Source organism: Streptomyces sp. NPDC030296 (genome assembly GCF_055572815.1).
Window position 1 is genome coordinate 260,343 of record NZ_JBVICQ010000001.1, and the last position, 19,850, is coordinate 280,192.

Annotated in this window: 13 protein-coding genes; 3 read left to right on the forward strand and 10 right to left on the reverse strand. The window is 70.9% G+C overall.

The genetic code is table 11. The features are described from left to right. Positions 1-3,121, forward strand: a 3,121-nt coding sequence (locus ACZ4Z3_RS01100) for a HAMP domain-containing protein (RefSeq protein WP_468499068.1), incomplete at its 5' end; no start/stop codon positions are given. Further along, positions 3,118-3,690 carry a response regulator gene (locus ACZ4Z3_RS01105; protein WP_468499069.1) on the forward strand — a complete coding sequence of 191 codons (573 nt, stop codon included), beginning with the start codon at positions 3,118-3,120 and terminating at the stop codon, positions 3,688-3,690. The genes ACZ4Z3_RS01100 and ACZ4Z3_RS01105, both read left to right, overlap by 4 nt. Positions 3,691-3,710: 20 nt before the next feature. Here the strand turns inward: ACZ4Z3_RS01105 and ACZ4Z3_RS01110 are convergent, their stop codons facing one another. Together ACZ4Z3_RS01110 and lepA are read right to left on the reverse strand one after the other, a co-directional pair. Continuing rightward, on the reverse strand, positions 3,711-5,588 hold the full coding sequence (locus ACZ4Z3_RS01110) for an AMP-dependent synthetase/ligase (protein WP_468499070.1): 1,878 nt from the start codon (positions 5,586-5,588) through the stop codon (positions 3,711-3,713). Between the two features lie 303 nt (positions 5,589-5,891). Then, positions 5,892-7,760, reverse strand: coding sequence for a translation elongation factor 4 (gene lepA, locus ACZ4Z3_RS01115; RefSeq protein WP_055541237.1), 1,869 nt, complete (start codon positions 7,758-7,760; stop codon positions 5,892-5,894). Positions 7,761-8,038: 278 nt separating this feature from the next. On the opposite strand from lepA, the gene rpsT reads away from it, so the two are divergent. Then, complete coding sequence (gene rpsT / locus ACZ4Z3_RS01120) at positions 8,039-8,305, forward strand: 30S ribosomal protein S20 (RefSeq protein ID WP_055515178.1); 267 nt, start codon at positions 8,039-8,041, stop codon at positions 8,303-8,305. Between the two features lie 269 nt (positions 8,306-8,574). On the opposite strand, the gene holA is transcribed toward rpsT, so the two are convergent. From holA to leuS, 8 genes are all read right to left on the reverse strand, one after another. Beyond that, the gene (gene holA, locus ACZ4Z3_RS01125) at positions 8,575-9,561 is read right to left on the reverse strand and encodes a DNA polymerase III subunit delta (RefSeq protein ID WP_468499071.1); all 987 of its coding nucleotides are present in this window, start codon (positions 9,559-9,561) and stop codon (positions 8,575-8,577) included. Positions 9,562-9,597: 36 nt separating this feature from the next. Further along, positions 9,598-9,843 carry a hypothetical protein gene (locus ACZ4Z3_RS01130; RefSeq protein WP_468499072.1) on the reverse strand — a complete coding sequence of 82 codons (246 nt, stop codon included), beginning with the start codon at positions 9,841-9,843 and terminating at the stop codon, positions 9,598-9,600. 119 nt (positions 9,844-9,962) lie between these two features. After that, positions 9,963-10,772, reverse strand: coding sequence for an arylamine N-acetyltransferase family protein (locus tag ACZ4Z3_RS01135; protein ID WP_468499073.1), 810 nt, complete (start codon positions 10,770-10,772; stop codon positions 9,963-9,965). A gap of 4 nt (positions 10,773-10,776) precedes the next feature. After that, the gene (locus ACZ4Z3_RS01140; RefSeq protein ID WP_468499510.1) at positions 10,777-13,428 is read right to left on the reverse strand and encodes a ComEC/Rec2 family competence protein; all 2,652 of its coding nucleotides are present in this window, start codon (positions 13,426-13,428) and stop codon (positions 10,777-10,779) included. Between the two features lie 212 nt (positions 13,429-13,640). Beyond that, positions 13,641-14,891 carry a ComEA family DNA-binding protein gene (locus tag ACZ4Z3_RS01145; RefSeq protein ID WP_468499074.1) on the reverse strand — a complete coding sequence of 417 codons (1,251 nt, stop codon included), beginning with the start codon at positions 14,889-14,891 and terminating at the stop codon, positions 13,641-13,643. 139 nt (positions 14,892-15,030) lie between these two features. Beyond that, a complete protein-coding gene (locus ACZ4Z3_RS01150) occupies positions 15,031-15,876 on the reverse strand; it encodes a DegV family protein (protein ID WP_468499075.1) in 846 nt (281 codons plus the stop codon). Positions 15,877-15,963: 87 nt separating this feature from the next. Beyond that, positions 15,964-16,698, reverse strand: coding sequence for a hypothetical protein (locus ACZ4Z3_RS01155; RefSeq protein WP_468499076.1), 735 nt, complete (start codon positions 16,696-16,698; stop codon positions 15,964-15,966). Between the two features lie 222 nt (positions 16,699-16,920). Further along, the gene (leuS, locus tag ACZ4Z3_RS01160; protein ID WP_468499077.1) at positions 16,921-19,794 is read right to left on the reverse strand and encodes a leucine--tRNA ligase; all 2,874 of its coding nucleotides are present in this window, start codon (positions 19,792-19,794) and stop codon (positions 16,921-16,923) included. Between the last annotated feature and the right edge of the window lie 56 nt (positions 19,795-19,850).

Consider the following 19,850-nt stretch of genomic DNA (forward strand, 5'->3'; position numbering starts at 1 on the left):
GTCGACGATCAACACCATGGTCGACCAGCTCTCCGCCTTCGCCGACGAGGTCACCCGCGTCGCCCGCGAAGTCGGCACCGAAGGCAACCTCGGCGGACGGGCCCAGGTCAGAGGCGTCTCCGGGGTGTGGAAGGACCTCACCGACAACGTCAACTTCATGGCGGACAACCTGACCTCCCAGGTCCGCAACATCGCCCTCGTCTCCACGGCGGTCGCCCAGGGCGATCTCGGCAAGAAGATCACGGTCGAGGCGAAGGGCGAGATCCTGGAGCTCAAGTCGACGATCAACACCATGGTCGACCAGCTCTCCGCCTTCGCCGACGAGGTCACCCGCGTCGCCCGCGAAGTCGGCACCGAAGGCAACCTCGGCGGTCAGGCCCAGGTCAGAGGCGTCTCCGGGGTGTGGAAGGACCTCACCGACAACGTCAACTTCATGGCCCTGAACCTGACCTCCCAGGTCCGCAACATCGCCCAGGTCACCACCGCCGTCGCCAACGGCGACCTCTCCAAGAAGATCACCGTCGACGCGCGCGGCGAGATCCTGGAGCTGAAGGACACCGTCAACACGATGGTGGAGCAACTGCGGGCGTTCGCCGACGAGGTGACGAGGGTGGCCCGCGAGGTCGGCACCGACGGCCGGCTCGGCGGGCGCGCCCAGGTGCTGGGCGTGTCCGGTGTGTGGCGGGATCTGACCGACAACGTCAACTCCATGGCCGACAACCTGACCTCACAGGTCCGCAACATCGCCCAGGTGACGACGGCGGTCGCGAACGGCGATCTCTCCAAGAAGATCGACGTGGACGCGCGCGGCGAGATCCTCGAACTGAAGACCGCCATCAACACCATGGTCGACACCCTCTCCTCGTTCTCCTCCGAGGTCACCCGCGTCGCCCGCGAGGTCGGCTCCGAGGGCCAGCTCGGCGGGCAGGCAAGGGTCGAGGGCGTGTACGGCACCTGGAAGCGCCTCACGACGAACGTGAACGAACTCGCGCTGAACCTGACGACCCAGGTCCGCGCCATCGCCGAGGTCGCGTCGGCCGTGGCCCAGGGCGACATGTCCCGCTCGATCACGGTGGAGGCGCGTGGCGAGGTCGCCGAGCTGAAGGACAACATCAACCTGATGGTGGCCAACCTCCGCGAGACGACCCGCGCGAAGGACTGGCTGGAGTCCAACCTCGCCCGCCTCGCCGCCCTGATGCAGGGCCACCGTGATCTGATGGAGGTCGCCGATCTGATCCTGCGCGAGCTGACACCGCTGGTGAAGGCCCAGTACGGCGCCTTCTACCTGGCCGACCCCGACCAGGACGGCGCGGCGCTGCGCACGGTGGCCCCCGGCAAGGGCCTCGCCTTCATCGCGGGCTACGGGTCGGCGCAGGACGCGACGGTCGAGACCGGCGGTCTGCCCGTGCACGGTCTCGTCGCCCAGGCGGCCCGCGAGAAGAAGCGGATCCTGGTCGAGCAGACCCCGCCCGACTACATCAAGATCAACAGCGGTCTGGGGGAGGCGGCCCCGTCCAGCGTGGTCATCATCCCGATCCTCTTCGAGGACAAGCTCCTCGGCGTGATCGAACTCGCCTCGTTCTCCCGCTTCTCGGATGTCCATCTGGCGTTCTTCGACCAGTTCGTGAACACCATCGGCGTCGCGATCAACACCATCATCGCCAACTCCCGCACGGAGTCCCTCCTCGGTGAGTCCCAGCGCCTCGCCATGCAGCTCCAGGAACGCTCCGACGAGCTCCAGAAGCAGCAAGCGGAGCTCCAGCGATCGAACGCCGAACTGGAGGAGAAGGCGGCCCTGCTGGCGACCTCCTCCCAGTACAAGTCGGAGTTCCTGGCGAACATGTCGCACGAGCTGCGCACACCGCTCAACTCGCTGCTCATCCTGGCGCGCCTGCTCTCCGACAACCCGGACGGCCATCTCTCCGACCAGGAGGTGCAGTTCGCGTCGACGATCCACCGCTCGGGCTCCGACCTCCTGCAGCTGATCAACGACATCCTGGACCTGTCGAAGATCGAGGCGGGCCGGATGGACGTACGGCCGAAGCGGCTGCCGCTCATCAAGCTGCTGGACTACGTCCACGCCACGTTCCGCCCGCTCACCCTCGACCGGGGCCTGGCCTTCGAGGTCACGGTCGGCGAGGACGTACCGCGCGAGATGTACTCGGACGAGCAGCGCCTCCAGCAGATCCTGCGCAACCTGCTCTCCAACGCGATCAAGTTCACCGCGTCCGGCAGGGTCGAACTGACCGTCAGCCGCGTCAAGGATCCCGAGCACCGCTACGCCCGTGAGGACACCGACGAGGTGATCGCGTTCGCGGTCTCCGACACCGGCATCGGCATCGCGCCGGAGAAACTGCCGGTGATCTTCGAGGCGTTCCAGCAGGCCGACGGCACCACGAACCGCAAGTACGGCGGGACCGGCCTCGGGCTGTCCATCAGCCGGGAGATCGCGGGTCTGCTGGGCGGCCGGATCATCGCCGAGAGCATCCCCGGCAAGGGCTCGACGTTCACGCTGTACGTGCCCGTCTTCAGCCCCGGCCACACGGTGACCGGCGGCGCCGAGGACCCCGCCACGGCGCTGGTCCCCGACCAGTTGGCGGCCGAGCCGTACCCGGCCGCACCCGAGGACGACACCTGGCCCGCGCCCACCAAGCTGGAGGCGTGGAAGGCGGGGCGCGCGGGCCAGATCCTTCCGGGCCGCCGGGTGCTGATCGTGGACGACGACATCCGCAACGTCTTCGCGCTCACCCATGTCCTCGGCCGTGTCGGCATGCCGGTCCTGTACGCGGAGAACGGGCGGGAGGGCATCGAGACCCTGGAGCGCAACCCGGACGTCGAGCTGGTCCTGATGGACATCATGATGCCGGAGATGGACGGCTACGAGACGATCTCCGCCATCCGCCGCACGCCCCGCTGGGCCGGTCTGCCCATCGTCGCGCTGACCGCGAAGGCGATGCCCGGCGACCGCGAGAAGTCCATCGCCCGGGGCGCCAACGACTACGTACCCAAGCCGGTGGACGTCGACCAGCTGCTCACCGTGGTGTGCGCCGTCCTGGACCCCGAGGGCGTCGAGCCGTCGCCCGAGAAACGCACCGAAGAGAACGAGGCATCCTCACCATGACCACTCAGGACCGGACCGACGGACGCGCGGGCATCCTCCTCGTCGACGACATGGAGGACAACCTGATCGCGCTGGAGGCCGTCCTGGCATCGCTCAACGAGCCGCTGGTACGGGCCCGTTCCGGCGAGGAGGCCATGAAGGCCCTGCTCCGGCAGCGCTTCGCCGTCGTCCTCCTCGACATCCGCATGCCGGGTATGGACGGTTTCGAGACCGCGGCCAACATCAAGCGCCTCGACCAGACCAAGGACGTCCCGATCATCTTCCTCACCGGCACGGACGCCGAGATGGGCTACGCCTTCCGCGGCTACGCCACCGGCGCCGCCGACTATCTGACCAAGCCCTTCGACCCGTGGGTGCTGCGCGCGAAGGTCAGCGTCTTCCTGGAGCTGCACCGCAAGACCCGCAAGCTGGAGGCCCTGCGGGCACGGCAGAGGGAACAGGCGGAACAGGTCCTGTCCCGCCTGAGCGCCCTGGAGAAACAGCTGTCCGAGGAGTCCCCGGACCTGGCGGAGGCCCGCATCCAGGTCCAGGAACTCCGTTCCCTGGTGACCAGGGACCACACCGGCTGACCCGAAAGAAGCGCGGGGCGCTACTTCTCCCTGGTCCCCGCGTACATCTCGTCGATGAGGTGCTGGTACTCCCTCTCCACCACCGGCCGCTTCAGCTTCAGGCTCGGCGTCAGCTCACCGTGCTCGACGTCCAGGTCCCGCGGCAGCAGGCGGAACTTCTTGACGGTCTGCCACCGCTGCAAGCCCTGGTTGAGCTGGGTGACGTACCCCTCGATGAGCTCCACCGTGGCCGGGGCCGCGATGATCTGCTCGTACGACTTGCCCTCCAGGCCGTTCTCCTTGGCCCAGCCGAGGAGGGCCGGCTCGTCGAGGGCGATGAGGGCCGTGCAGAAGTTGCGGTCGGCGCCGATGACCATGACGTTGGACGTGAACGGGCACAGCGCCTTGAACTGGCCCTCGATCTCGGTCGGCGCGATGTACTTGCCGCCGGAGGTCTTGAACAGGTCCTTCTTGCGGTCGGTGATCCGCAGGTACCCGTCGGGCGACAGCTCGCCGATGTCACCGGTGTGGAACCAGCCGTCCGCCTCCAGGACCTCGGCGGTCTTGTCCGGCAGCCCGTGGTAGCCCTCCATGATGCCGGGGCCGCGCAGCAGGATCTCGCCGTCGTCCGCGATGCGCACCTCGCAGCCGGGCAGCGGCTTGCCGACCGTCCCCGTACGGAACGCCTCGCCGGGGTTGATGAACGACGCCGCGGAGGACTCGGTCAGGCCGTAGCCCTCCAGGATGGGGATGCCCGCGCCGGCGAAGAAGAAGCCGATCTCGGGTGCGAGTGCCACCGAGCCGGAGATACAGGCGCGCAGCCGCCCGCCGAACGCCTCACGCAGCTTCTTGTAGACCAGCGCGTCGGCGACCTTGTGCTTGGCCCCCAGCCCGAACGGCACGGACGCGGTGCCGGTGCGGCGGAAGTTGTCCTGGCTGACCTTGGCGTACTCGCGGGCGACCTCGGACGCCCACTGGAAGATCTTGTACTTGGCGGCGCCGCCCTCGCGGGCCTTCGCGGCGACACCGTTGTAGACCTTCTCGAAGATGCGCGGCACCGCGGCCATGTACGTCGGCTGCACGACCGGCAGATTCTCGATGATCTTGTCGACCCGGCCGTCGACGGCGGTGATGTGCCCGACCTCGATGTGCCCGGACAGCAGCACCTTGCCCATGACGTGCGCGAGCGGCAGCCACAGGTACTGCACGTCCTCCGCGCTGAGCAGACCGGTCGCGGCGATGGCCTTGCCCATGTACGCCCAGTTGTCGTGCGGGAGGCGCACGCCCTTGGGGCGGCCGGTGGTGCCCGAGGTGTAGATGAGGGTGGCGAGCTGGTCCTTGGTGATCGCGCCGACCTTCTCCTTGATCAGGTCGGGGTTCTTCTCCAGGTACGCCGTCCCGCGCTTCTCCAGCTCGGCGAGCGAGAGGATCCAGTCCTCCGAGAGGTCGGCGCCCTCGGGGTCGATGACGATCACATGGGTCAGCTCGGGCAGCTCGGCCTTCTTCTCCCGCGCCTTCTGAAGCTGCTCGGCGTTCTCCGCGATGAGGACCTTGCTGCCGGAGTCGGACAGGATGTACGCCGACTCCTCGGCGTTGGTCGACGGGTAGATCGTCGTATTGGCGGCGCCGGCGCACATGATGCCGAGGTCGCACAGGATCCACTCGATCCTCGTGGCGGAGGACAGCGCGATGCGCTCCTCCGGCTGTACGCCCAGCTCGACCAGGCCGGCCGCGATCGCGTCGACACGCGCGGCGGCCTCCGCCCAGGTCAGCGGCTTCCAGTCCGAAGGTCCCTGGCCTGAGGCCGGCGGCACCGGGTAGCGGAATGCCTCCGCGTCGGGCGTGGCCGCCACGCGCTCCAGGAAGAGGGACGCCATGGACGGCGGGCGGTTCTCGATCAGGGTCTGTGTGTCGCTCACGACATCCTCCGGGGCCCGCGACAGTGCGGCAGGGTCAGCATGGACTGTGCGGCTGGCTCAAAGCGGCTGTTGTTTAACTCGCGAGTAACCATCGAGTGGTGATCAGGGTAGAGCGAGGTTGGCTGGTTCGTAAGGGGCGGCGGGCCGTCACTTTTCACCGAGAACGACCGTACGAGCACGCGGCCGCCGCGCCCCGCAGACATGCGGGCCCGCCGCGCCGAAACGCGACGGGCCCGCATTCTGCCCAAGTTTCCGGGGGTAACAACGGCTACCGCCGGAACCTGAGGAGATCCCCGCAGGTGGCTACTTCTTGCCCTTGGCTCCACCGGCGCTGTCGTCACTGGACAGCACGGCGATGAATGCCTCCTGCGGAACCTCCACAGAGCCCACCATCTTCATCCGCTTCTTGCCCTCCTTCTGCTTCTCCAGCAGCTTCCGCTTCCGGGAGATGTCACCGCCGTAGCACTTGGCGAGGACGTCCTTGCGGATGGCGCGGATGGTCTCACGGGCGATGACCCGGGAGCCGATGGCGGCCTGGATCGGCACCTCGAAGGCCTGCCGCGGGATCAGCTCGCGCAGCTTGGCGACGAGCCGCACCCCGTACGCGTACGCGGCGTCCTTGTGGGTGATCGCCGAGAAGGCGTCCACCTTGTCGCCGTGCAGCAGGATGTCGACCTTGACCAGGGAGGACGTCTGCTCGCCTGTGGGCTCGTAGTCGAGCGAGGCGTAGCCGCGGGTCTTCGACTTCAGCTGGTCGAAGAAGTCGAAGACGATCTCCGCCAGGGGCAGCGTGTAGCGGATCTCGACGCGGTCCTCGGAGAGGTAGTCCATGCCGAGCAGGGTGCCGCGCCGGGTCTGGCACAGCTCCATGATCGAGCCGATGAACTCGGTGGGGGCGAGGATCGTGGCGCGCACGACCGGCTCGTACACCTCGTTGATCTTGCCCTCGGGGAACTCGCTCGGGTTGGTGACGGTGTGCTCGGTCCCGTCCTCCATCACGACCCGGTAGACCACGTTCGGCGCGGTCGCGATCAGGTCGAGGCCGAACTCGCGCTCCAGCCGCTCACGGATCACGTCGAGGTGCAGCAGCCCGAGGAAGCCGACGCGGAAGCCGAAGCCGAGCGCGGCGGACGTCTCCGGCTCGTAGACGAGCGCGGCGTCGTTGAGCTGGAGCTTGTCGAGGGCCTCGCGCAGCTCGGGGTAGTCGGACCCGTCCAGCGGATAGAGCCCGGAGAAGACCATGGGCTTGGGGTCCTTGTACCCGCCGAGGGCCTCCGTGGCGCCCTTCTGCTGGCTGGTGACGGTGTCACCGACCTTGGACTGGCGGACGTCCTTCACACCGGTGATGAGGTAGCCCACCTCACCGACGCCGAGGCCGTCGGCCCCCAGCATCTCGGGCGAGTTCGTGCCGATCTCCAGCAGCTCGTGCGTCGCGCCCGTCGACATCATCTTGATGCGCTCACGCTTGTTGAGCTGCCCGTCGATGACCCGGACGTACGTGACCACGCCGCGGTACGAGTCGTACACCGAGTCGAAGATCATCGCGCGGGCCGGGGCGTCCTTGACGCCGACCGGGGCGGGGACGTCGGCGACGACCCTGTCGAGCAGCGCGTCGACCCCGACACCGGTCTTGGCGGAGACCCGCAGCACGTCGTCGGGGTCGCACCCGACGAGGTTGGCGAGCTCCTCGGCGAACTTCTCCGGCTGGGCGGCCGGCAGGTCGATCTTGTTGAGGACCGGGATGATCGTGAGGTCGTTCTCCATCGCCAGGTACAGGTTGGCGAGGGTCTGCGCCTCGATGCCCTGCGCGGCGTCCACGAGCAGGACGGTCCCCTCGCACGCCGCCAGCGACCGTGACACCTCGTAGGTGAAGTCGACGTGCCCGGGGGTGTCGATCATGTTGAGGATGTGCGTGTTGCCCGGGTCGCCGGTCGGCGCCCAGGGCAGCCGCACCGCCTGGGACTTGATCGTGATGCCGCGCTCACGCTCGATGTCCATGCGGTCGAGGTACTGAGCACGCATCTGCCGCTGCTCGACCACACCGGTCAACTGGAGCATCCGGTCGGCGAGCGTGGACTTGCCGTGGTCGATGTGCGCGATGATGCAGAAATTGCGGATCAGAGCCGGGTCGGTACGGCTCGGCTCGGGCACATGGCTAGGGATCGCGGGCACGCAGGGTCCTGATTCTTGAGGCGTCCGCAGCCGTCTGCGGTCTCGGGTCGGATCTAGCGGGTCTGTACGAACGGGGTCTACCGGGTCTATGCGTAGGCTCCATGGTCCCACGGGCGCGGGGCTGGGGCGGGTTTGGGCCACTCGCGGAGCCACTGGTAGCCTGGGTGGCTGTGTCTCATGCCCTCTCTGCAGGAGGCACATCCCAAAGAAAACCAAAGGTGCCCGGGGTCCGCATGCCCTGCATGTCCTCGGTCGCCAGTAGCTGAGAAGGCTCATTCGTGGCGAACATCAAGTCCCAGATCAAGCGGAACAAGACCAACGAGAAGGCGCGCCTGCGCAACAAGGCCGTCAAGTCGTCGCTCAAGACCGCGATCCGCAAGGCCCGTGAGGCCGCTGCCGCGGGTGACGCCGAGAAGGCCACCGAGTACCAGCGCGCTGCCGCGCGTCAGCTCGACAAGGCCGTCTCGAAGGGCGTCATCCACAAGAACCAGGCCGCCAACAAGAAGTCGGCGCTTGCTTCCAAGGTCGCTTCCCTCAAGGGCTGAGCTTCACCTTTGATCTGACCGCCGGACGGACCCGTAGCGGGCCCTCTCTCATCCGCTCCCGCCCGGCACCCCTGGACCTGCACGCGGCCTGCGTTCGCCACGCGGGTGCAAGTCCACCATCGTGAAACGAGGACCCCGTCGCCCTCCCTTCCCCAGGGAGGGCGACGGGGTCCTCGCGTTGCGCGCCGGTGCGCGCCGGTCTTCGCGTGAGGGGCCGGTGCGCGCCGCGCGGGTGCGCGATCGTGCCGGGCCGCGGGCTCCGGGACCACTCACCCCCGGCGGGACCGCGCCGCCCGAGCGATGGTCACGACCGCCTTCTCCAGCGCGTACTCGGGGTCGTCCCCGCCGCCCTTGACTCCGGCGTCGGCCTCGGCGACGGCCCGCATCGCGACGGCGACCCCTTCCGGTGTCCAGCCCCGCATCTGCTGCCGCACCCGGTCGATCTTCCACGGCGGCATGCCCAGCTCCCGCGCCAGGTCCGCCGGCCTGCCGCCCCGCGCGGACGACAGCTTCCCGATGGCTCGGACGCCCTGCGCCAGCGCGCTGGTGATCAACACGGGCGCCACCCCGGTGGACAGGGACCACCTGAGCGCCTCCAGCGCCTCCGCCGCCCGTCCCTCGACGGCCCGGTCGGCGACCTCGAAGCTCGACGCCTCGGCCCGCCCGGTGTAGTACCGCCCGACCACGGCCTCGTCGATCGTCCCCTCGACATCGGCGACCAGCTGCGACGCCGCCGACGCCAGCTCCCGCAGATCGCTTCCGATCGCGTCGACCAGCGCCTGGCACGCCTCCGGTGTCGCGGACCGCCCGAGCGTGCGGAACTCCCCCCGCACGAACGCCAGCCGATCCGCCGGCTTCGTCATCTTCGGGCAGGCCACCTCCCGCGCCCCCGCCTTGCGCGCCGCGTCCAGCAGCCCCTTGCCCTTGGCGCCGCCCGCGTGCAGCAGCACGAGGGTGATCTCCTCGGCGGGGGAGCCCAGGTACGCCTTCACGTCCTTGACGGTGTCGGCCGACAGGTCCTGCGCGTCGCGCACGACCACGACCTTCCGCTCGGCGAACAGCGAGGGACTCGTCAGCTCGGCGAGCGTGCCCGGCTGCAACTGGTCCGAGGTGAGGTCCCGCACATCCGTGTCGGCGTCGGCGGCCCTGGCGGCGGCCACCACCTCCCGCACGGCCCGGTCGAGCAGCAGCTCCTCCTGCCCCACGGCGAGGGTGACAGAAGCGAGGGGATCATCGTGAGCGGTCTTCTTGGCCATCACGCACAGCATCCCACGGGGCACCGACAACGAGCCCTACGGCTCCTCACGCCACCCCTCCCACTCCCCCGCGAACTCGTCCAGGGCCACCGGGTCGAGCCGCCCGTCCTCGTCGCGCAGCACCAGCAGCCACTGGGCGTCCTCCGCGTCGTCCTCCCCGGCCAGTGCGTCCCGCACCAGCTGGGGCTCCTCGTTCAGCCGGAACCGTTCCCCGAGCGCTTCCGCCGCCTCTTCCGCGGCGTCACGATCGGGCAGCACCAGCACATGTCTCACATCGCTCACTCCCCCATTTTCCGCGACCCGCCCGCCACCCCACGCCGGGCATCCCCACGACGGGCACCCCCACGCCCGGCGCCCACGCCCGGCGCCCACGCCCGGGCCGGCCGGTGGCCGGGCCCGCCCTACTTCGTCCCGCGCACCTCCGGCACCCGCCCCAACTCCATCCCGAAGCGCTCCCGGTACACCGCCAGGACCTCCTCGTCCGTCCCCAGCTCGGTCACCTCCTTCTCGCCCTCCCGGGACGTGACCGTGAGGGTGCGGCCGCTGAGCGTCATCCGTCCACCGTCGTCACCGAGCCGCGAGCAGACCAGCGACCGGGTGAAGTGCGAGGCCGGAGAGGTGCTGTGCCACCACGCCCCGGCCACGAAGTCCCCGAGCACCCGCGGCCGCACCTCCAGCCGATACTGCGGCCTGCCGTCCCGCAGCACATCCAGGTCCCCGAACTCCCGCGCCCCGCTCTGCCGGTCCGCCTCCACCACCCGGAACGTCCCCGCCGGGTCCTCCTGCTCCCCTCTCCCCCCGAACTCCAGCGGATAGTGGCTGTTCGACCCGAACCCCACATCCGCCAGCCAGTCACCTCCGTCCACCGTCCGCACCCGCAGCGCGAGATGGTCGTACGGGATGCCCAGGCGCTTCTCGTCGTCGTAGACCCGTGCGGCGAGCAGCGTCACGTCGAAGCCCAGCGCCGCGAGCATCGCCCCGAACAGCCCGTTCAGTTCGTAGCAGAAGCCGCCCCTGCGCTCCCCGACGATCTTGTCGAGCAGCCGCTTCTCCTCCAGCACGATCTCCTCCCCGAGGTGGATCGACAGGTTCTCGAACGGCACCGTCCGCAGATGGCGCAGGTGCAGTTCACGCAGTACGTCCACGGTGGGCCAGGCCGGGTGCTCGGCTCCGATGCGGCGAAGGTAGGTTTCCAGCTCTGCGGTATCCATGACCTCAGTCTCTCGCCACCAGCAGCTCCTCGGCCGTACCCGCGACGGCGATCGCGCCGTCCTCGTCCGTACGCAGCACCGCGGCGCCCCCGCCCCGCAGCGCCGCGACCGTGCTCGGCGCCGGGTGGCCGTAGGGGTTGTCGGCACCCACCGAGATGAGCGCCAGCCGCGGCGCCATCGCCCGTATCAGGGTCGGGTCCTGATAGGCCGAACCGTGGTGGGCGACCTTCACCACATCCACCGCTGCCAGCTCCGCGACCGCCGGGGATCTCGACAGCTCCCGCTGCGCGGGCGGTTCGAGATCGCCGAGCAGCAGCAGGGTCAGCCCGGCCGAGCGGACGAGCATGGTCACACTGGCGTCGTTCGGCCCGTCCGGGGTGACCGCGTCGCCCGGCGGCCACAGCACCCGCCACGCGAGGCCCCCGGTACGCCGTTCCTGCCCGGCGACGGCGCGGGTCACCGGGACCCGCCGCGCCGCCGCCTCCCTGTGCACGAACTCGGCCTGGTCCGCGGGCTCCTGGAACCCCGTCGTCTCGATCGCCCCCACCGCCCGCCCCCGCAGCACCCCCGGCAACCCGGCCACATGGTCGGCGTGGAAGTGGGTGAGCACCACGAGAGGGATCTCGGTGATGCCGAGGGCCGTCAGGCAGCGGTCCACCAGCACCGGGTCGGGGCCGGCGTCCACGACCACCCCTGTGCCGTCGCCCGCCGCCAACACGGTCGCGTCTCCCTGCCCTACGTCGCACATCACGAACCGCCAACCGGGCGGGGGCCATCCCGTGATCACCCTCGTCAGGGGCGGCGGCTGCACCACGGCCAACAGGAACACCAGCAGGCAGGCCCCCACCAGCCACGGGCGGCCCACCAGCCGCCGCCCGAGGAACACCGCCACCACCGTGACGAGGGCCAGCAGTGCCGCGCCGGTCAGGCTGCCCGGCCAGTCCACCCCGGCGCCCGGCAGGGACGCCCCCGTGCGCGCGATGTCCGCGATCCATCCGGCGGGCCAACTCGCGCACCAGGCGATGCACTCGGCCACGGGCATCGCGATCGGCGCCGCCGCCAGCGTGGCGAACCCCAGCACCGTCGCCGGCGCCACGGCGAACTCCGCCAGCAGATTGCACGGCACCGCCACCAGGCTCACCTTCGCCGACAGCACCACCACGACCGGCGCGCACACCGCCTGCGCGGCCCCCGCCGCCGCCAGCGCCTCGGCGGGGCGGGGCGGCACCCGACGCCGCTGGAGCGCCGTGCTCCACCGCGGGGCGAGCAGGAGCAGCGCCCCGGTCGCCAGGACGGACAGCAGGAAGCCGTAACTCCGGGCGAGCCACGGGTCGTACAGCACCAGCAGCAGCACGGCCGTCGCCAGGGCGGGCACGAGCGATCTGCGGCGTCCCGTCACGATGGCCAGCAGCGCGATCGACCCGCAGGCCGCCGCGCGCACCACGCTCGGCTCCGGCCGGCACACGATCACGAAGCCGAGCGTCAGCGCACCGCCGACCAGCGCGGTCGCCCGCAGCGGGATCCCCAGCCGTGGCGCGAGCCCCCGCCGCTCCGCCCGCTGGGCGAGCCCCGGCGGGCCGATGAACAGGGCCAGCAGGATCGTGAAGTTGGCACCGCTGACCGCCAGGAGATGAGTGAGGTCCGTCGCCTTGAACGCCTCGTCCAACTCGGCCGGCACCCGCGAGGTGTCCCCCACGACGAACCCCGGCAACAACGCCCGCGCATCCCCGTCCAGCCCGTCCGTCGCCTCGCGCAGCCCCTCCCGCAACCGCCCCGCGAACCGCTGCGCCGCACTCGCCCCCTCCACCACCTCCGGGGGCCTGCCCCCTCGCACCCGCAGCACCGCCGCGACCCGGTCTCCCCCGGCCAACGCCGGTACGGCCCGCGCGGCCACCCGCACCCGCGTCGACGGCAGCAGCGTGAGCCACGGCGAACTGCCCCTCTCTCCCGCCGGCGACCGCCGTGCCATGTCGACGATCACCAGTACCGGCGTCCGTGTGTCCACGACCGCCCCGTCCGGCCCCTTCACCCTTCGAACCTCGGCCTGGAGGAGCACGGCCGTCGGGTTGGCGTGATTGCCGTTGATCCGCGGGCGGGTGAGCCGGGGATCCGACGTCAGCTCGACCTCAGCGGTGACCGGCGCGTACCGCTCGGCCAGCCGGGGAACCGGGCCACGCCGCAGATCCGCCCCGTGCAGCCCGGCGGAGACAGCCGAGGCGGCGACACAGAGCAGCACGGCGGCCACGGACACCTTCGCTCCCGCGGAGCAGGACGGCAGACGGGCCGAGACCCGATTCACCAGCGGCAAGGGATCCACCAACGGCACAGGGCCCACCTGCGGCTCGGGACCGCTCCTCGGCTGCGGGCACACGTGTGGGTTCGGGCCCACCTGGGGCTCCGGCGTCACTCCGGGTTCCGGCCTCATGCGAGGCTGCCGCCCGCCCCGGGGTTCCGGCCTGACGGGTGGCTGCCGCCGGGTCCGAGCTTCCGACCCCAGGCTAGGCGGCCGCCCGCCCCGAGGTTCCGGCCTCACACGAAGCTGCCGCCCGACCCGCGACGCCAACCCCCGCCCGCGGTGGGCCACGAGCAGCCCGACCCCCGTGACCAGGCTGACCGCGACCACGCCGACGACCCAGCCGGCCGAGGCGTGCACCATCAGCGCCGCCGTCCCCCACGCCGCCAGCGCCGGTGGCACCAGACGCAGGTCCGTCGGGCCCTCCTGTCTCGGATGGGCGACGCCGAGCCGGTGCTCGGAGGCCGCGTGCACGGCCGGACGGCGCGGACCCACCCGACCCACCCCGCTACGCGACTCGACACGCGCCCCGACCCGCACCTCGGCGGGCACCGACACCCCTGTCTCCGGCGCGCTCATGGCCGTACGAGGGTCCGCAGGTCGGCGAAGCGGCGGTCGCCGATGCCGTTCACCTCGCGCAGCTCGTCGACGGAGCGGAAGCCGCCGTGTGCGGTGCGGTAGGCGATGATGTGCTGCGCGAGGACGGGACCCACTCCGGGCAGCGTGTCGAGTTGCTCCGCGGTGGCGGTGTTGAGCGAGACGGGCGTCGCGGGCCCCGCTCCGGCGACCGTTCCACCAGCCCCGGCCCCGGATCCAGCCCCGGCCACACCGGCACCGCCCACCCCCGAGCCGGCACCCGCACCCGCACCCGCCCCTGCCGCCGCTGCCGGACCGCCGACCAGGACCTGCTCTCCGTCGACGAGGAGACGGGCGCGGTTGAGTCCGTCGGTGTTCGCGCCCGGCCGCACTCCGCCCGCGGCCCGTAGCGCGTCGGCGACACGGGAGCCGGCCGGCAGCCGCTGGATGCCGGGGCGGCGGACCTTCCCACTGACGTCGACGACGATCGACGGCCCGGCCGTGGGCGCACCGGTCCCGGTAGGAGCCCCCGCTCCGGCCGTCGGGCCACCGCTGTCCTCGCCGAACGACGCCGCCGGGGCCGACGGGGCTCCCGCCCGCACGACCTCGGGTGCGCTGACCTGCTGGGTCCGGCCGGCCCAGAAGTGCTGCCCCGCGAACACCGCGGCGACGACCAGCACGACGCTCAGCGCGACCACGCTCTTGCGCTCGATGCCGCACCGCGCCTGCAACCACAACGGCAACCGCTCCCGAACAGCCGGCCCCACCCGATCCCGCCGGCCGTCCCTCACACCTCCGCCGAGGGCATCACCGCCACCGTCGCCGCCAGGGTCCACGCCACCGCCCCGGCCGACGCCACCACCGCTGTCGAAGCCGCCACCACGGTCAAGGTCACCATCACGGCCGAGGTCACGCCCAGGGGCAACATCCCCATCCCTGCCACCTCCACCGCAGGCGTCCCCGTCCCCGGCATCCCCCGCCCCAGAATCCCCATCCCCGGCATCCCCGGCCCCCACGGCCGCCCCACCCCTCCGCCCACCCGGCGGCCCATGCCCCAACTCCCGTGGCTCGGCGGCGCTCTCCGGGAACAGCGCCTCCGCGCGCAACCTCAGCGTCTCCGCCGTGGCCCGGTGGCGGCCGGCACGGCCCCTCGGCCGCCGGGCGCGGTTGCGGGCGCGGCCGTCGGAGGACGGACCCCGCCCCGGCCCACTGGTGACTGTCGCTGTACGTGAACGTGATCGAAGTGCCATGCGACGAGGATGGGCCAATCCCGCACATCCACGATGATCTTGCTGAATTCCCGTGGATTACTACCCAGTTGTGGATAACTCCGTCACCCACACGAGCGACATGCCACACCAACAGCAGCAACCCGCCACCCGCCACCCCTCACCGAGGAGAGACAACCGCCGCCAGCAACCCCGGCCCCGTGTGCGCACCGATGACCGCTCCGACCTCGCTCACATGCAGATCGGCGAGCCCCGGAACCCGCTCCCGGAGTCGCTCCGCGAGCGCCGACGCCCGCTCGGGCGCGGCGAGATGGTGGACCGCGATGTCGACCGGCGCGGCACCGGCCCGCTCCGCGACGATCTCCTCCAGGCGGGCGATCGCCCTGGAGGCCGTGCGCACCTTCTCCAGCGGCTCGATGCGGCCGCCGTCCAGCCGCAGCAGCGGCTTCACCGCGAGCGCGGAGCCGAACAGGGCCTGCGCCGTGCCGATCCGGCCGCCCCGGCGCAGATAGTCGAGGGTGTCGACGTAGAAGAACGCGGACGTACCCGCCGCCCGCTTCTCGGCGGCTGTCACGGCCTCGTCGACCGTGCCGCCCGCCTCCGCGGCCCCGGCGGCGGCCAGCGCGCAGAACCCGAGGGCCATCGCGACCATCCCGGTGTCCACGACGCGCACCGGCACGGGTGCCTCGCGCGCGGCGAGCACGGCGGCGTCGTACGTGCCGGAGAACTCGGCGGACAGGTGGAGCGAGACGATGCCCGTGGCGCCCGCCTCGGCCACCTTGCGGTAGGTCTCCGCGAACAGCTCGGGGCTGGGGCGGGAGGTGGTGACGGGCCGTCGCTTCTGCAGTGCCTGGGCCAGGGAGCGGGCCGAGATCTCGGTCCCCTCCTCGAGCGCCTGGTCGCCGAGGACCACGGTCAACGGCACCGCGATGATGTCGTGACGCTCCATCGTCTGCGGCGGCAGATAGGCCGTGGAATCGGTGACGATCGCGACATGGCGGGACATGAGCTGGAGGTTACCCGCCAAGTCCCGTCGACGGCAGCCCGGCCCCACCGACCGCCTCGCCACCGCGTCGGGCCGCGCCGCACCTCATCAAGTCGTGCTCTCCGGGCGCGGCTTCTTCTGCCACGGATACGTCGGGCGGGGCCCGGGAGGGGTGATCGCCGGCCGGGGCGGCTCCTCGGTGGTGCGGGCCTCGGGGCTCTCCTGCCACTTCTGTCCACCGGAGGCGGTCGGCTCGGGCTTCGGCGCCTCGGGCCAGACGTGCGCGGGCTCGGTCGGATCGGTCGTCCAGTGCCGCAGCGCGCCCGCCTCGACGTCGATCTGGGCGCTGAGCGTCTCCAGGTCGTCCTCGGCGAACTTGCGGGCCCGGTCGTGGGCCGCCCAGCGCAGGGCGTCGGCCGACTTGATGATCTTCTCCGTGCGCGTGCGCAGATCGGGCAGCCGCTGGACCAGCTTCGCGCGGTCCGGCTCGGGCTCCAACCGCCTGAGCTCGTCGTCCAGCTCACGGCCGTGCCTGCTGAGCTGCTGGAACAGGGCGAGGGACTCCTTCAGGGACTCGTCCTCGCCTGCGCCCGCCTGGAGCGCCTCCTGGGTGGCCCGCATCGAGGTGCGCAACCTCAGGCGCAGGTCCGCGAGTTGGCCGACGGGGCCGGGCTGGGCGAGGCTCCTGGCGCGCAGGGTGGTGTCCTCGACCGTCCGCTTGGCCTGGGTGATCGTGCGGTCCACGCCGCGCTTGGCCGCGCCGACCGCCTTCACCGTGGCGTAGGCGCCCAGCACCACGCACAGCACGAAGAGCAGGGCGACGATTGCGATCACGGCTTCCACGGCGCGCTCCTCCTTCGACCGGCACGCCACATACTGCGGCGCTCTTCCACGGTAAACGCAACGGACAGGTCCACAGTTCCAGCAGAACCCCGAACCTGCCCGTAGGGGATCACCCCGAGTGACCGCACCACCGCACGACGCACGACCGCCCTCGGCCGTACGGCACCGGGGCATCGGGGCGCCGGGCCCTGCACAGGTCCGGCGCCCTACCAGCCGCCAGCCCTAGACGACGATGTTCACCAGCTTCGGCGCGCGCACGATCACCTTGCGGATCGGTGCGCCGGCCAGCGCCGCGACCACCTTCTCGTCGGCCAGGGCCACCTTCTCCAGCTCCTCCTCGGAGATGGCCGGCGGGACCTCCAGGCGGGCCTTGACCTTGCCCTTGATCTGGACGACGCAGGTGACGGCCTCGTCCACGACGTACGCCTGGTCGGCGACCGGGAAGTCCTGGTGGACGACGGTGTCGCTGTGGCCCAGCTTGCGCCACAGCTCCTCGGCGATGTGCGGGGCCAGCGGCGCCACCAGCAGGACCAGGGCCTCGGCGACGGACCGCGAGACCGGACCGCCCGCCTTGGTCAGGTGGTTGTTCAGCTCGGTGACCTTGGCGATCGCCGTGTTGAAGCGCAGGCCCTCCAGGTCCTGGCGCACCCCGTCGATCGCCTTGTGCAGCGCCCGCAGGGTGTCCTCGCCGGGCTCGGCGTCGACGACCGTGACCTCACCGGTCGCCTCGTCGACGATGTTGCGCCACAGCCGCTGCAGCAGCCGGAACTGGCCCACCACCGCGCGCGTGTCCCACGGCCGGGAGACGTCCAGCGGGCCCATCGCCATCTCGTACAGACGCAGGGTGTCGGCGCCGTACTCCTCGCAGATGGACTCCGGGGTGACCGCGTTCTTCAGGGACTTGCCCATCTTGCCCAGCAGACGGCTGACCTGCTCGCCCTCGTAGTAGAACGCTCCGTCGCGCTCCTCCACCTCGGCGGCGGGCACCGCGAAGCCCCGGCTGTCGCGGTAGACGAACGCCTGGATCATGCCCTGGTTGAACAGCTTGTGGAACGGCTCGGCGGACGAGACGTACCCCAGGTCGTACAGGACCTTGGACCAGAAGCGCGCGTACAGCAGGTGCAGCACGGCGTGCTCGGCGCCGCCGACGTACAGGTCGACACCGCCGTGCGGCCGATCCTCGCCCGGGCCCATCCAGTAGCGCTCGATCTCGGGGTCGACCATCTGCCGGTCGTTGTGCGGGTCCAGGTAGCGCAGCTCGTACCAGCAGGAACCGGCCCAGTTGGGCATGGTGTTGGTCTCGCGCCGGTACTTCTTCGGGCCGTCGCCCAGGTCCAGCGTGACGTCGACCCACTCCTCGTTCCGCGACAGCGGCGTCTCGGGCTGGGTGTCGGCGTCGTCCGGGTCGAAGGTGCGGGGCGAGTAGTCCTCGACCTCGGGCAGCTCCAGCGGCAGCATCGACTCCGGCAGGGAGTGGGCGACACCGTCCTCGTCGTAGACGATCGGGAAGGGCTCGCCCCAGTAGCGCTGGCGGCTGAACAGCCAGTCGCGCAGGCGGAAGTTGACGGTGCCCTCGCCGATGCCGGACCGCTCCAGCCACTCGGTGACGCGCGCCTTGGCCTCGACGACGCCCAGGCCGTCCAGGGAGACACCCTCGCCGGTGGAGTTGACGATCGTCGCGTCGTACGAGACGAAGGCGTCGTCCCACGTCGACGTGTCCGTGCCCCGGTCGTCCGTGGGTTCGACGACGCAGATGATCGGCAGCTCGAAGGCGCGCGCGAACGCGAAGTCGCGCGCGTCGTGCGCCGGGACGGCCATGATGGCGCCGGTGCCGTAGCCCATCAGGACGTAGTCGGCGATGAAGACGGGGATCTTCTCGCCGTTGACGGGGTTGGTGGCGTAGGAGCCGGTGAAGACGCCGGTCTTGTCCTTGGCCTCGGCCTGCCGCTCGACGTCGGACTTGGAGGCGGCCTGGGCGCGGTAGGCGGAGACGGCCTCGGCGGGGGTGGCGTGCCCGCCGGTCCACACGTCGTGGGTGCCCTCGGGCCAGGCGGCCGGGGTGAACTTGTCGACCAGCGGGTGCTCGGGGGCCAGCACCATGTAGCTCGCGCCGAACAGCGTGTCGGGGCGCGTGGTGAAGACGGTGATGTGCTCGCCGTCGATCGGGAAGTCGACGCGGGCGCCCTCGGAGCGGCCGATCCAGTTGCGCTGCTGCAGCTTGATGGCCTCGGGCCAGTCCAGCTCCTCCAGGTCCTCCAGCAGACGGTCGGCGTACGCCGTGATCCGCATGTTCCACTGGCGCAGCTTGGCCTTGAAGACGGGGAAGTTGCCGCGCTCGGAGCGGCCGTCGGCGGTGACCTCCTCGTTGGCCAGGACGGTGCCCAGGCCGGGGCACCAGTTGACCGGTGCGTCGGAGGCGTACGCCAGGCGGTACTCACCCAGGACGTCGGCGCGTTCGACGGCGCTCAGCGCGTTCCAGGAGCGCCCGCCGGGCACCCCGCGCTCACCCGACTCGAACTGGGCGACCAGTTCGGCGATGGGGCGGGCCTTCCTCGCCTCGTCGTCGTACCAGGAGTTGAAGATCTGCAGGAAGATCCACTGGGTCCACTTGTAGTAGTCAGGGTCGATCGTGGCGAACGACCGGCGCTTGTCGTGGCCCAGGCCCAGCCGGCGCAGCTGGGACTTCATGTTGGTGATGGCTGCCTCGGTGGTGACCCGGGGGTGCTCGCCGGTGGCCACCGCGTGCTGCTCGGCGGGCAGGCCGAAGGCGTCGAAGCCCAGGGTGTGCAGGACGTTGTGGCCGGTCATCCGCTGGTAGCGGGCGAAGACGTCGGTGGCGATGTACCCCAGCGGGTGACCGACGTGCAGGCCAGCGCCGGAGGGGTACGGGAACATGTCCATGATGAACTTCTTGGGACGGGCGGCCAGCTCCGGGTCACCCGCCAGGTCACCCTTGGGGTTCGGTGCCGCGTAGGTGCCCTCGGCGTCCCAGAAGTCCTGCCAGCGTGCCTCGATCTCGGCCGCGACGGCGGCCGTGTAGCGGTGCGGCGCGGTATCCACCGACGCTCCTGCGGCAGCGGGGTTCGTCTCGCTCATGATCCTCAAAGCTCCATCGATCGTCTCTGCCAGCGGTAGGTGTCGTCCGGAAACGA

Excerpts from the sequence above, each read along its gene's own strand:
- ACZ4Z3_RS01150 (WP_468499075.1), bottom strand. The coding sequence starts at position 15,876 with ATGTCCCGCCATGTCGCGATCGTCACCGATTCCACGGCCTATCTGCCG.
- ACZ4Z3_RS01140 (WP_468499510.1), bottom strand. The coding sequence starts at position 13,428 with ATGGTGCACGCCTCGGCCGGCTGGGTCGTCGGCGTGGTCGCGGTCAGC.
- ACZ4Z3_RS01135 (WP_468499073.1), bottom strand. The coding sequence starts at position 10,772 with ATGGATACCGCAGAGCTGGAAACCTACCTTCGCCGCATCGGAGCCGAG.
- holA (WP_468499071.1), bottom strand. The coding sequence starts at position 9,561 with ATGGCCAAGAAGACCGCTCACGATGATCCCCTCGCTTCTGTCACCCTC.
- ACZ4Z3_RS01145 (WP_468499074.1), bottom strand. The coding sequence starts at position 14,891 with ATGGCACTTCGATCACGTTCACGTACAGCGACAGTCACCAGTGGGCCG.
- leuS (WP_468499077.1), bottom strand. The coding sequence starts at position 19,794 with ATGAGCGAGACGAACCCCGCTGCCGCAGGAGCGTCGGTGGATACCGCG.
- ACZ4Z3_RS01105 (WP_468499069.1), top strand. The coding sequence starts at position 3,118 with ATGACCACTCAGGACCGGACCGACGGACGCGCGGGCATCCTCCTCGTC.